16 protein-coding genes and 1 pseudogene are annotated in these 13,315 nt (G+C 45.2%); 2 read left to right on the top strand and 15 right to left on the bottom strand.

The window, feature by feature from the left end; all coding sequences use genetic code 11:
- Window positions 1-176: 176 nt before the first annotated feature.
- From ONZ52_RS17045 to ONZ52_RS17025, 5 genes are all read right to left on the bottom strand, one after another.
- A complete protein-coding gene (locus ONZ52_RS17045) occupies window positions 177-269 on the bottom strand; it encodes a hypothetical protein (RefSeq protein WP_265219892.1) in 93 nt (30 codons plus the stop codon).
- Between the two features lie 22 nt (window positions 270-291).
- Window positions 292-765, bottom strand: coding sequence for a biliverdin-producing heme oxygenase (locus tag ONZ52_RS17040; RefSeq protein ID WP_265219891.1), 474 nt, complete (start codon window positions 763-765; stop codon window positions 292-294).
- A gap of 83 nt (window positions 766-848) precedes the next feature.
- Window positions 849-1,235 (bottom strand): YbaN family protein, encoded by a 387-nt coding sequence (locus tag ONZ52_RS17035; protein WP_265220317.1) that lies wholly within the window; start codon window positions 1,233-1,235, stop codon window positions 849-851.
- An 84-nt stretch (window positions 1,236-1,319) separates the two neighbouring features.
- Window positions 1,320-1,802 carry a TadE/TadG family type IV pilus assembly protein gene (locus ONZ52_RS17030; protein ID WP_265219890.1) on the bottom strand — a complete coding sequence of 161 codons (483 nt, stop codon included), beginning with the start codon at window positions 1,800-1,802 and terminating at the stop codon, window positions 1,320-1,322.
- Window positions 1,803-1,818: 16 nt separating this feature from the next.
- Window positions 1,819-2,427: an A24 family peptidase gene (locus ONZ52_RS17025; RefSeq protein WP_265219889.1), complete on the bottom strand. Its 609-nt coding sequence runs from the start codon at window positions 2,425-2,427 to the stop codon at window positions 1,819-1,821.
- Between the two features lie 291 nt (window positions 2,428-2,718).
- Here ONZ52_RS17025 and ONZ52_RS17020 point away from each other — a divergent pair, with 291 nt between their 5' ends.
- Complete coding sequence (locus ONZ52_RS17020; RefSeq protein ID WP_265219888.1) at window positions 2,719-3,384, top strand: response regulator transcription factor; 666 nt, start codon at window positions 2,719-2,721, stop codon at window positions 3,382-3,384.
- Window positions 3,385-3,388: 4 nt separating this feature from the next.
- Window positions 3,389-4,765, top strand: coding sequence for a sensor histidine kinase (locus tag ONZ52_RS17015; protein ID WP_265219887.1), 1,377 nt, complete (start codon window positions 3,389-3,391; stop codon window positions 4,763-4,765).
- Window positions 4,766-4,819: 54 nt separating this feature from the next.
- On the opposite strand, the pseudogene znuB reads toward ONZ52_RS17015, so the two are convergent.
- The 10 genes and pseudogenes from znuB to ONZ52_RS16975 all read right to left on the bottom strand — a co-directional run bounded on the left by znuB (window position 4,820) and on the right by ONZ52_RS16975 (window position 13,293).
- Window positions 4,820-5,612, bottom strand: a pseudogene (gene znuB / locus ONZ52_RS17010) (zinc ABC transporter permease subunit ZnuB).
- Between the two features lie 39 nt (window positions 5,613-5,651).
- Window positions 5,652-6,428 carry a zinc ABC transporter ATP-binding protein ZnuC gene (gene znuC, locus ONZ52_RS17005; RefSeq protein WP_265219886.1) on the bottom strand — a complete coding sequence of 259 codons (777 nt, stop codon included), beginning with the start codon at window positions 6,426-6,428 and terminating at the stop codon, window positions 5,652-5,654.
- On the bottom strand, window positions 6,425-6,607 hold the full coding sequence (locus ONZ52_RS25440) for a hypothetical protein (RefSeq protein WP_428981183.1): 183 nt from the start codon (window positions 6,605-6,607) through the stop codon (window positions 6,425-6,427). The genes znuC and ONZ52_RS25440 overlap by 4 nt, the downstream gene beginning before the upstream one ends.
- Window positions 6,597-6,962 carry a Fur family transcriptional regulator gene (locus ONZ52_RS17000; protein ID WP_428981182.1) on the bottom strand — a complete coding sequence of 122 codons (366 nt, stop codon included), beginning with the start codon at window positions 6,960-6,962 and terminating at the stop codon, window positions 6,597-6,599. Before ONZ52_RS17000 ends, ONZ52_RS25440 begins: the two co-directional genes overlap by 11 nt.
- Window positions 6,962-8,008, bottom strand: a complete 1,047-nt coding sequence (locus ONZ52_RS16995) for a nickel/cobalt transporter (RefSeq protein ID WP_265219885.1) — start codon at window positions 8,006-8,008, stop codon at window positions 6,962-6,964. Before ONZ52_RS16995 ends, ONZ52_RS17000 begins: the two co-directional genes overlap by 1 nt.
- A gap of 95 nt (window positions 8,009-8,103) precedes the next feature.
- Complete coding sequence (locus ONZ52_RS16990) at window positions 8,104-8,715, bottom strand: MarC family protein (protein ID WP_111607480.1); 612 nt, start codon at window positions 8,713-8,715, stop codon at window positions 8,104-8,106.
- Between the two features lie 277 nt (window positions 8,716-8,992).
- Entirely contained in the window at window positions 8,993-12,097 is a 3,105-nt protein-coding gene (locus ONZ52_RS16985) for an efflux RND transporter permease subunit (RefSeq protein WP_265219884.1), read from the bottom strand.
- A gap of 51 nt (window positions 12,098-12,148) precedes the next feature.
- Complete coding sequence (locus ONZ52_RS25620; RefSeq protein ID WP_487349006.1) at window positions 12,149-12,277, bottom strand: permuted SH3 domain-containing protein; 129 nt, start codon at window positions 12,275-12,277, stop codon at window positions 12,149-12,151.
- The gene (locus ONZ52_RS16980) at window positions 12,231-12,428 is read right to left on the bottom strand and encodes a permuted SH3 domain-containing protein (RefSeq protein ID WP_265219883.1); all 198 of its coding nucleotides are present in this window, start codon (window positions 12,426-12,428) and stop codon (window positions 12,231-12,233) included. Before ONZ52_RS16980 ends, ONZ52_RS25620 begins: the two co-directional genes overlap by 47 nt.
- Window positions 12,412-13,293, bottom strand: a complete 882-nt coding sequence (locus ONZ52_RS16975; RefSeq protein WP_265219882.1) for an efflux RND transporter periplasmic adaptor subunit — start codon at window positions 13,291-13,293, stop codon at window positions 12,412-12,414. Before ONZ52_RS16975 ends, ONZ52_RS16980 begins: the two co-directional genes overlap by 17 nt.
- Window positions 13,294-13,315 lie beyond the last annotated feature (22 nt).

Genomic DNA, 13,315 nt, shown 5'->3' with positions numbered 1-13,315 from the left:
GCAGAAAACCACACAACTTGATCTGAGCTTATTAGACGAAATAACACCCAGTTTTATTACAGATTACAGGTATAAAATAGGAAAATAATAAAGCCACCTAGGTGTGCCTAAGTGGCTTTGATAAAAACGGTTATCGATGAGGTAAAATCTATAAAGCGAGCAATAGGATGAAAAAATCAGACGATAGATGCTAAGGTTTTCTTGTAAAACGTAAATGCATCAATCGCCCCTTGAACAGCCAGCTGTTCCTGCTCTTCTGTTAGTGACAAAGCGTCTAGCTGAGCTACGAACTTACGCCAATGTGGAGGCTCGCCCTTCTGGGTGAGCCGCTAAATGACGAGCGCCATGATTTTCATCAAACGTCAATTTCTGAGTTTCTTTGTATAAAAATGCCGCACCAATATTCGACCCTTCACTACAATACAGCCATCCTATCGCCTGATACGGATCCGTGATGCTTGCCAGTAAAGACGAATCAACCGCCATATTTACCCCTAAATCTCGAAGATCAGACTCAACGGCGGACAGTCTAGGTAAGGCGGCTAATCCAGGAAACAATACTTGTAAATCATCGCGCTGGTACAAAGGCGCAACCGATAAATGGAAAATATGCTGTAATCGCAAAAATTTTATGTAGTTTTCTTTATTGGCAAATGGCTCTGACTTCATCACCTGTGAATCGACACTGTCATGATTCGTACGTGTAGAATATTTTAAACGCTTTGCAAATGTCATGATGTCTTGATCTTTTTCTATTGTTTGCATATTGGGCCTCATTAAAATTCTTTCCATATAATAAAAACACGGCGTATCAATAGCCATCTTATTTATATTAAGAAAAAATAATACTAGTTAACATTATCATTTACCTTATTCGGCCTAGACCACATCCATAAAAAACCGACAAACATGCCGGATAAAGCAAAAAACAAAACGTATGAATTAACCTTGCTATAAAATAGTAAACATGCACAGAAAAACATGCTGAATGACGATAGTATTTTATTACTTTTCGAAATTACCTTGCCATTATTCCAATTATATAAAGCTGGCCCTGTAAAGCGATTATTATGCAGGAATCGATGAATTCTAGGGGAACATTTTGATGACGACCACGCGCACAGCAGTATGAACTCGGTTGCAGGAATACCGGGTACCATAATCCCTACAAAGGCCATTATTAAACTAAGAACAGCAATGATTTTGTAAATAAGGGTTCGACTGCTCACTATCATTGCTCTTAGCTTCAACAAGATTTCCCTCACACTCTATTTTCTCCAAGATACCATGATGTTTAGCATGAAAAACCACATACTCTTTTATAATACCGAAGTATTTATCAGGTCGCCAACAACCTGTCTATATTCATGTTGGAAAGAATTTCCTAGTCCAAAAAAATAAGGCAAAGGCGTTATAAAATTTTCATTAAGTAACAGGCTAATATTTAACATAGAAGTAGAATGGGAATCATCCAGTTTTATATTTTTAGAATAACTAGAAATCGAAAACGTTTGAAATGTTACATCAATGTTTTCTATGGAAACCATGCCATAAGACTGCTTTACAATGTCATGGCTTAACCATTGACTTTTATCCTCTTCTTTCAACGATAAAAATGCCTTCTCTGAAGGAAGTGCCTGAACAACATTGTCTAAAGTACGACCAACAAACACAATCACCACTGCAATTCTAATCAATTCAATTAACATCATTGAGCTAAAAATAATCACGGGGAAAAGCAAAGCAAACTCAACAGATACTAACGCCTGATTATCTTTACTAAAAAGCCGCACTGAGCGCATTAAAACCCTACGTAGATTAAAAAACATGGAAAAGACGAGGCCCAAAAAAACACCCAGCCCCAACGGAAATCGCCACACCATAAGGCACTCCCCTGATACCATCATTGGCACGCGCTACGGGTGCAGGCACACTTAGCCTAGGATACTGGGTTAACACACGCACCATAAGCTCACTTCCCTTTGACTCAATATAAGAAAAAATAGGCGCAGACAGAGCCAGCGTTCCTCCTATTAAGGCGGTTATCATCAAAAAACCCAATTGATCATCGTAACCTACCCACAAACACAACACAGACATCAGCTTAATATCGCCCGCACCAACCTGTCCCACTAAAAATAATCCTCCCCCTACCAGCAAGACACAAAGCGCCCCAGCCACAGAGAAAAGCAAGTAGCGAAATAATTCCGTTTGGCTCATCTGAACATAGGTCCCAAAAGAACAGACAGACAGAAGCACTGCCACTACCCAACCGAACAGCAGACCACCGATCAACACATTGTCAATACGACGATAAAACACATCCGAAACAACGGCCCACATCAGGGCGAAAATCAACGCTGAAAAAATACAAAAATCCGTCATGAGCCTATTCACACAAAGTTCAACGCTACTATTAAGATTCATTCTTATTTTCGACTCAACACACAAAGCATTAAGAATGCTTAATGAATAGAGGCTGGCTCTTTGTAACTCAATTGCTAGGATAGAGGCTAATATCATCAAAAAATGTAATAAAAACCATAAATCAATGATTTGTATAGAAAAAATATATTAATCAACCTTATTCGGTAAGTGGAGACACAACCGATGCATAGATATATTCAAAACACACTTTATTGAATTGATAATCATTATCATTTTATACTATGATTCATGCGTCCTCCCTGCCACTTTTTGTTCTGAGAGATCATAACTATGCGTATTCTCGTTGTTGAAGATGATGCTTCTGTTAGCCATTGGATTAGCAACAAACTTCATGTATCAGGACATACATGTAAGCTGATAGACAATGGCGAAGACGCGCTCATGCTGATTAAAGAAGAAGTTTTTGATGTCATCCTACTAGACCGAATTATTCCTAAAATCGACGGCATTCAACTACTTGGCTTACTAGGTGAAATACCTCACCCTCCTGTACTCATTCTGTCTGCCAACGACCAAACGTCAGATCGCATAGAAGGGTTAAGAGCGGGCGCCGATGACTATCTAGGCAAGCCTTTCGACTTTACCGAACTGCTGTTGCGATTAGAGCGCCTTTATTGTCGTACCCAAAAAATCGCATCAACTAATTTTATTAAAATCAAAGACATGATGATCAACCTTGAACGTCACGAGGTCACACGTTCCGGACAACGTATCGATCTAACCAATAAAGAATTCAAACTGCTGTATGTCCTAGCAGAACACCCAGGACAAACCGTCACCCGTAGCATGTTGCTAGAAAAAGCGTGGGGATATCATTTTGATCCGCAAACAAACATATTAGACGTTCACCTCTCCAAACTAAGACAAAAGTTAGACGGTGGATCAAAAAGCCCCATTATTCGAACCATTCGCTCAGTTGGCTATGCATTAGGATAACCCTGTGTTTATTAAGCCCTTGCTGCACAGCAGCAGCTTTCGACAAGCCGCCACTATCGCTTTTATTTGCTTATTGATTTCCTGTGCCGCCATTTTTATCAGCAACGCAATTTTGGAAAACATCATGAAAAGTCATGTGCGAAGCATGATTTTTGAAAACCTTGAAAAGCAAAAATTAAACATAGCCTATAACAACAGCGTCCAACTGGCAGAGCTGTTAGCAAAAACCAACATCACTGAAAGCCGAAAAGACCACTTCACTTTCATCTTTGATGCCAATAGCCGAATATTATCTGGTGATAAGCGCTATTTATCAGACAGTCACATAGAGGCGTTACAGCAAAACAACACCAATCCACCACGAATCTTGTCGTTAAAAAGCCCCAGTATTGAGCTGCTAGGACTATTGGTTCCTCTGGTCGATGGTGGTATGTATTTTAACGCTTATAACGTACAACCCATGATCCAACAAACGCGTCTTATTCCACTGATGACGGGAGCTGGATTATTGGCCATACAGCTCACTATTTTATTCATCAGCCTACCGTTTAGCCTACATAACCTCTATCGAGTGAATCACATTATTGATGTTTTGGAAGACTACGCCCGCGGCAAGCACGATGTCAGGGTCAGTTATAAAAATAACGGTGATGAGTTTGGCCGACTCAGCCAAGAGATTAACCTCGTCTTAGGACGCACACAAAAACTCATGGAAGAAGTGCGCGACATCACCAGTCACGTCGCACACGAACTGAGAACCCCGCTCACGCGCCTACAGCATAAATTGATTAACCTATCAGAACGGGTCCAAGGCGAAGAGCAACACGAGCTTGAATTCGCGATAAAAGAAACCGAACAAATTCAAGTACTTTTTCGCGCTATCATGCGGTTGTCAGAAGTAGAAACCGGACAAATTTGTCACCAGAAAGACAAGATCAATGCCTATGACATGCTGTATGAGGTCTACGAATATTATCAACCGCTCGCCGAAAATCACGGTATTGAGCTGCATCTCGATGCCCATAAAAAACATGTATTTTATGCAGATCAAATTTTGATTTTCCAAGCCATTGCCAACCTATTAGACAATGCCATTAAATACGCTCCACAAAGCAAAATCATCCAACTCAGCATCGCAACGTCGTCGGGTGATACACTCATCAAGGTCACAGACCAAGGTCCTGGCATACCGGAAGAAAGTCAGCACTTTGTGACACAGCGTTTTAAACGTCTCACCAGCAAAAAAGAAGTCTTTGGGCATGGTCTAGGACTAACACTCGTTCAAGCCATTGTTTCTTTACACCATGGTGATTTAATCCTCACCAACACGCACCCAGGACTCTGCGTCTGCATCAAACTGCGTTCAAATGAAATGCATTAAAAAAGCCACGTTGATTTCTCAACGTGGCTTTTTTAAAGTCGCTTTCGCACAACCTTAACGCAAACGTTTAAACGGTAAGGTATAAGCGATCAAGAACAACAAGGCGGCGCATACGACAACACTTAGAGCCCGTTGGCGTGTCCCAGCGATAAGACGCCCACAACCCACCACACACAGCCAGACAACCAATGAAGCTAGCGAACGACGCCATCTGAATCGGTGTACTAGAAAGCTTACGCGCGGTGGCAGCAGGAATAATCATTAGGGAAGTAATTAACAGCACACCGACGATTTTCATCGCCACAGCAATCACCAAAGCCACCAGCAACATCAGCAATAAACGAATCGCTTCAACCGGATAGCCTTCCACTTTCGCCAGTTCTTCGTTCACCGTGACGGCTAATAGCGGCTTCCAGAACGTCACCAACAAAGTGATAACCGCCAAACCACCGCCATAAATCCAATACACGTCGGCTTGGTTAATCGCCAATAAATCACCAAACAAATACGCCATCAAATCAATACGAATATTGTCCAAAAAGCTCACCGCCACCAAACCCAGTGACAATGCTGAATGGGCTAAAATCCCCAATAAGGTATCCGTCGCGATAATGTGTTTCTTCTGCAAAGTGACCAATACTAAGGCCAAACCGACACACAGAACGACAATGGCTAAGTTCAGATTGATGTCTAATAAAAAGCCTAACGCCACCCCCAGCAAAGCAGAGTGTGCCAAGGTGTCACCAAAATACGCCATCCGTCGCCAAACAACAAACGCCCCTAGCGGCCCCGCGACGGCAGCCACACCCAATCCGCCTAACAAGGCTCTGAGCAAAAGATCTAACATGCTATTACAAACTCCAAAAACGGCTAACTAGGGTAATATTTAATGATGCTGACAATGGGCGTGAGCGTCGCCATCGTCTGACAAAATACTGCCGTGTTCATCATGCACATGATCGTGCTGATGGGCGTAAATCGCGATAGACTCGTCCGCACCAGGCACACCAAACAAAGCTTGATAAGCGGGATGACCCGTTACATGCTGCGGGCTACCGGAGCAACAAACATGCTGGTTGATGCACACAACGGTATCTGTTTTCGCCATCACCAAATGCAAATCATGGGACACCATCAACACACCGCAATGCAGCTCATTGCGAATGCTTTCAATCAAGTTATAGAGTTCCACCTGACCATTCACATCCACACCCTGAACCGGTTCATCAAGCACCAGCAGATTCGGTCGATTCAACAAAGCACGCGCCAGCAAAACACGCTGCGTTTCACCACCCGACAACACATGCACTTGTGAGTGGAGCAAATGCGCAATGCCAAGTTTTTCTAGCGTTGGCAGAATGTCTTGCTTATTGACGCCTCGAACCAACGCCAAGAAATGCTTAACCGTTAACGGCAAAGTCGGATCGATGTGCAGCTTTTGTGGCATATAGCCGATACGCAAGGTTTTATGCCTGACTATCTCACCAGAAGTCGCGTCTTGTAGACCCAACAAGGTACGAATCAAGGTACTTTTGCCGCTGCCATTGGGGCCAATCAAGGTAACAATTTCACCCTCACTGATGGTCATATCAATGTTTTCGAGCAATACTCGACCATCAAACGCGATGCCAATTTTATCAAACACCACTAAGCGTTTACTCATGCGCTTGTCCCTACCGCCGCAGCGTCCGTTGCCTTTGCTTTGCAATCGGCACACAAGCCTGTCAGTTCGATGGTTTCCGCACGCAACTCAAACCCCTGCTTAGCGGCTTTAGCGATCAAGGCCGCATGGATGTCTTGATAATCAAACTCCATCACATTGTGGCACTCATCACAAATCAAAAAATACCCCTTGTAGGCTTCTGTCGGCATGGGCGCACCCCAAATAAGCATTCATCGACTCCACTTTGTGAATGAGACCTGCTGCCAATAAAAAGTCTAAGGCACGATAAACCGTCGGCGGCGCAGAATTAAAGCCTTCTTCTGCCAATTTCGCCAATAACTGATAAGCCCCTAATGGCCGATGACTTTCCCAAATCAACTCCAATGCACGACGACGCACTTTGGTCAAACGCTGGCCCTGTTCAATACACAAGGTCTCCGCCGTAGCAAGCGCAGTATCAATGCAATGATTGTGATTATGATCATGGGCATGACCCGCGTCATGATCATGCTGATGTGAATGTAATTTGGTCATTAAAACGCCCTTCCTGCATTGCTCAAGTAGCTCCAAATCATGGAACAACTGATGATAATCAAAGCGAAAGCAGCAATAAAACCGAAGACACGCGACACTCTTTGTCGCCAAATACGATGCTCACTACTTAACGCTAACCCAGTGTCACGCACCAACACGCTGACCGCAGCCAACACCGCAACCGTAATGGCCGTGCCAAGCGCCATGGCAAAGGTTGCGACGACGCCCCATAAAAAAATGCCCGTGCTTAACGAAAACAGTAAAACCAACACCGCCCCCGTACAAGGTCGAATTCCAACCGCCGCCACCATCGCCCAAATACTGCGACGCGCTGTTTTGGCTTCCTGTTCGTGGTGAGCGCAACAGCCATGACCGTGAGAGCCATGATCATGATGATCGTGGTGAGCGCAACAGCCATGACCGTGAGAGCCATGATCATGATGATCGTGGTCATGGTCATGGTCATGATGATCGTGGTCATGGTCATGGTCATGGTCGTGATGATCGCTAGAATGAGCGTGTAGATGATCTTGAGAGTGGTCATGACCACAACCAGACTGGCCTCGTAACAAACGCACCAAAATCCAAACACCGATTAAGCCCACCGCAGCAAAACTGGCAATCTCGAAAAAACGACTGATTTGCATGACTTTTCCGGCTAAAGAAAAGATCTGACTCAAGACTAAAATGACCGCTATCGCCATCAAAGCTTGCACGCCCGCACACAAAAACGCCAAACTCACACCACGCCGAATCGGTGCTTTGCTTGCCAACATATAGGCTGAAATCACCGCTTTGCCATGGCCCGGACCCGCAGCATGAAATACGCCATAGAAGAAACTGGTGGTCATCAACCCCCACAACAAAACAGGACTACCCTCTTTGCTAATGGAACGCACCAAAGAGACTAATTCACGATGAAATGTCGCCTGCTGTGACAGAATCCACTGAATAAAGTCTTGGTAGAGGGAAAACTCCACCGCGGCATAAAGAGGCGAACTAAGACATAAAAAAGACAGAAGTAAAAAAGCGACGTTCTTCGCCATAATTGGCACTCACCCATGGTTAAAGATAATTTTGTTATGGTATAACAACTCAAACCTAAGGAGAAGCCAAAGCCTAGAAACGTCGCATTTATTCGTTAACCGACAGCGGGTTGTAAAAAGCCCATCACACCGCTCATGAAAATTTGCGCGGCCATAGCGGCCAAAATCAAGCCGGTGATTTTCGATAACACATTTAAGCCAGTACGACCCAGCATCTTCTCGATTAAAGAGCCAGAATACAAAATAATGGTCAAGGTACCCAGTGCTAACAACAAACCACATAGACCGATGAATAAATCCCAACCTTGTAGCTCAGCGCCATAAACCAGAATCGTACCAATGGTCGCCGGTCCGATAATGGTTGGCACGGCAAGCGGCACCACAGACACATCATCGCGCTCTTCACTGGGCATTCCCACCGCATGATTACGTGTGCCGTCACGCACCAAGCTCAGAGCCGACATAAACAGCAAAATACCGGAACCAATACGGAAAGAATCCAGCGTAATGCCTAACACAGCAAACAAGCCGCCACCAAAAAACAGCAACACAATAGAGATCGCCACGGAGGCGATAATGGCCTTATTTGCCACGTGACGACGGGAAGTCGACGATTCGCCACGCGTTAGCGCGAGAAACATAGACAACACAAAAAACGGTGCAAACAGGAAGAAAAACTTAATCCACGTTGAAATCAATAAACTCATTTAAAAGAATCACCAAAAAAGCAGACAGCAAAGCCGAATACTTATTATCTAAAGCCCTATCTTATAGGATAAGGACCCACCCAATTTACCGCGCTTGTGACACAGCAAATAGCCATCTGAAAGCAGTCCCTATTGAAAGACAGTCTCGAAGAGAACACAGATGGGGGAATTCTAGCAAAGAATCAAAAAAATGAGGGAGAAATAACATGTCATGAAAAAGAAAAACCGATACAAAGTGTGACTTTATATCGGCTTCTCCGTTTGCATGGCTGACTACTTAATGCGTTGTATTCTTAGTTTTAAAAAGCCCAAGAACCCAAGTAAAAAACACAGGAACAAACAACACACCAAGAAGGGTCGCCGAGATCATGCCACCAATCACACTCACCCCTAAAGAGTGCTGACTGGCCGCCCCCGCTCCCGTGGCGATCGTCAAGGGTACAACCCCCAAAATAAAGGCCATCGAGGTCATAATAATCGGTCTAAAGCGCAGTTTAGCCGCTTGGATCGCCGACTCTTTGAGCGAATGTCCTTGCTGATAAAGATCTTTGGCAAACTCCACAATCAAGATCGCATTCTTTGCCGACAAACCAATAATCGTAATCAGACCCACTTTAAAGTACACATCATTCGACATGCCCGTTAGGAAAACGGCCAACACCGCCCCCAACGCGCCAATCGGAATAATCAAAATAACCGACAATGGAATCGACCAGCTTTCATACAAGGCCACCAGCAACAAGAACACCACCAAAATCGAAATGGTCAGCAGCATGGGCGCTTGAGAACCCGCGGCTTGTTCTTGGTAAGACAACCCCGTCCATTCATAGCCTATGCCTTTTGGCAAAGTGCTAATAATTCGCTCAATTTCCGCCATGGCTTCACCAGAACTGTGTCCTGGCATTGGGCTGCCTGAAATTTTGTACGCCGGATAACCATTATAACGAGAAACCTGAACGGGTCCCATCTCCCATGAACTGCTCGCAAAAGAGCGCATCGGCACAAGATTGCCTTCGTCATTCAACACTTGTAACTCAAGTACCCGTTCTGGCGTCATACGGTCTGCTACATCAGCTTGCACCACAACACGCTGCAAACGACCCGCATTGGTAAAATCATTTACCGTGGCAGAACCATAGGCCGTAGAAACCGCGTTATTAATGGATTCAAAACCCACCCCCAGCGCCGTCGCTTTTTTACGGTCTATATCAATTCTCAGCTGCGGAGCATCCTCTAAACCCTCCATCATAGCGTAAGCAATGATGGGGGACGCATTCGCTTGACCTAACACCACATTACGCGCATTGGTTAGCGCCTCTCGACCGAGATTACTACGGTCCTGCAAACGCAACGAAAAGCCGCCCGAGTTTCCCATGCCTTCGATTGGCGGTGGTGGCACCGCCATAGAGCGACCATCCGTGATACTGCCAGCGAATTGGTTATAAGCCATGGTTTCATCAAACAATGACTGTTCACGTTCAGACCAATCAGTGAAAGTTGGGAACAGCAAACCCGCATTCGCTCCCATACCAGAGAAACTAAAGCCCATGACGGTGACCACATTCTCAACCGCATCTCGTTGGCCTAAGAACTGCTCAACCTCTTTCATGGTGTCATTCGTTCGAGAGAACGTCGCACCAGCGGGCAGTTGAACATCGACAATCATGTAACCTTGGTCTTCCGTTGGCACAAAAGATTCAGGTAAACGCAGATAGGCATAACCAAGACCAAGAATCAGCACAAGATACACCAACATGAAACGCCCAGAGCGATTCACTAGCTTGCCATTTAGGGCAGAATAGCGACTCGTTAGCCCAGTGAACTGACGATTAAACCAACCAAAGAATCCGCCTTTTTCATGATGCACTTCTTTGTTGATGGGTTTCAGCAACGTCGCACACAAAGCTGGCGTAAAAGTAAGAGCCAAAATCCCAGACAGCATAATAGACACCGCCAGAGACATGGAGAACTGCTGATAAATAATACCCACCGAACCGCTCATAAAGGCCAGCGGCACAAACACCGCAGACAACACCAAGGTGATACCAACAATAGCCCCAGACACTTGCCCCATGGCTTTAATCGTCGCGGCTTTTGGCGAAAGCCCCTCTTCCACCATAATACGTTCGACGTTTTCGACCACCACAATGGCGTCATCCACTAAAATACCAATGGCGAGCACCATACCAAACATGGTCATCATGTTCACCGAGAAGCCCATCAGAGACATCACCGCAAAGGTACCTAAGATACAAACCGGCACCACAATCGTCGGAATCAAGGTGTAGCGTAAATTCTGCAAGAACAACAGCATCACCAAAAACACCAACACAATGGCCTCTACTAAGGTATAAATAACCTTTTCAATTGCGGCGCTGACGAACTTAGACGTGTCATAGGGAAAACTGATCTGAATATCATCTGGAAAGTTGGCTTCCAATTCTGCAGCACGAGCTTTTACGGCCTTAACCGTTTCAATAGCGTTGGCACCAGGCGATAACTGCACTGCGCCCATGATGGCTTTACGACCATTTAAGCGTGTTTCAAAATTATAGTCTTGCTGACCCAGCTCAACACGAGCCACATCTTTTAGATAAACGGCGGAACCATCGGTGTTGCTGCGCAATACAATATTGCCAAACTCTTCTGGATCGTCCAAAAAGCCTTTTACCACCAAACTAGCTGTCAGCTCTTGCACATTATCGGCAGGTCGGGCACCAAAACTCCCCGCTGGGACTTGTACGTTTTGGTTACTTATAGCGGTATTCACATCACCAATTGATAAGCCATAACTCAACAGTTTTTCAGGTGACACCCAAACTCGCATAGCCGCTTCAGTACCAAAATATTGCAGCTTACCCACACCCTCAACACGACGAATATTATTGTTAATATTGCGTGCGGCGTAATCCGCCAAGGTTACAATACTTTTCGCTGAATCATCGCCTTTGAACGTCAGCGCATAGATCATCAAGAATCCAGAACTGGCTTGGTCAACTTGCACACCTTGGGCAATAACACTGCTTGGTAAACGCGCCTCGGCTTTTTTTAGACGGTTCTGAATATCGACCTGAGCCAAATCAGGGTCCGTGCCCGGCTCAAAAGACGCGGTAATCTGCGCGATGCCATTAGCGTTACTGGACGAATCAAAATAGAGCAAACCTTTTGCGCCATTTAATTCCTCCTCGATCACACTGGTTACCGAGTCCACTAACACCTGAGCCGACGCACCGGGGTACGTCGCGGTGATTTCAATTTGCGGTGGAGCCACTACCGGAAATTGCGACACAGGTAAGGTTGGCAACGCCAATAGCCCTGCCAACAAAATAAAGATTGCCATTACCCAAGCAAAATTGGGTCGTGCAATAAAGAAATTAGACATGCATTAAGCCTCTAAAAACGTCTGAACAGTGAAGATAAAGTCAGTAATAAACTAAAAATTAGAGGCCACTTTTGCGGAAGCCATTACCTTCTCTCCCACTTGATACATACCTGCATTATCGATAATCACTCTATCACCTGCGTTTAGCCCTTGCGTAATGCGCCACAAGTTTTGCGACATTGAAGCCCGTAACAATAGAACGAACTTCCACGGTATTTTGATCATTAACGATATATACAAATGCCCCATTGTTACTGCGCATCACCGCACGCTGAGGAATCAAGATGGCTTGAGCAGAGTGAGACTGAACCGCTTCAACACGCACATACATGCACTGGTAATAACACTTTATTGGCATTTGGGAACAGGCCGCGTAACACAACATTGCCGGTTTTTTCATCGACCTGACTGTCTGAAAATAACAGTTTTCCTTCAAAGCCTTTGTCGTAACCGTCTAACTTAGCCATCAATTGAGTACTATTAGCTGCAGTGTTCTCTTCTAAAGACTGTCGGTATTTCAAGGTATCTGTCACAGACTGCGTGAAATCCACGTAAACATGGTCAAGCTGCTGAATGGTCGCTAGCAGCGTGGTGTCGCTCTGCCCCACTAACATGCCTTCGCTGACATTCGCACGACCAATGCGGCCAGAAATTGGCGCACGAACGGTCGCGTAGTCGAGATTCAGCTCAGCATTGTCTACATCCGCTTTGGCAGAAATAACCGATGCACTGGCACTCAAATAAGCCGCTTGTGCCGCATCAAAGGTTTGCTTACTGACCGCTTGAGACTTCAACAAGGGAGTGTAACGATCCACCAACACTTTGGCATCAAACAAGGTCGCTTCGGCTCGAGCAAGTTCACCTTTCGCACGAGCAAGAGCAATTTTTAGTGACGCAGGATCAATCTCAAACAACACATCGCCCGCTTTTACATCAGAGCCTTCAACAAATTTTCTGTGTAACACAATACCAGGAACACGAGCACGCACTTCCGCCTCACGAATCGGCTCCACGCGACCAGGTAAGATCGCATTTTCTTCGTACTCAACAGGTTGCACCGTCATCACGGTAGCGGCTCTTACACTTGCCGGCGCGCTGGCTTGCGACTCTGGCTCACTTGGGGTACAGCCAGACACAACAAATAACACCGCCACAACCGGTAGCCACGTTCGCCCATTCTTTAGAATTCGTATCATTGGTAAATACCTTACATTTATG

This window comes from Marinomonas rhodophyticola (assembly GCF_026113935.1).
Lineage (GTDB): Bacteria > Pseudomonadota > Gammaproteobacteria > Pseudomonadales > Marinomonadaceae > Marinomonas > Marinomonas rhodophyticola.
The sequence above is the reverse complement of the archived record's forward strand: the minus strand, read 5'-3'. Positions and strand labels throughout refer to the sequence as shown.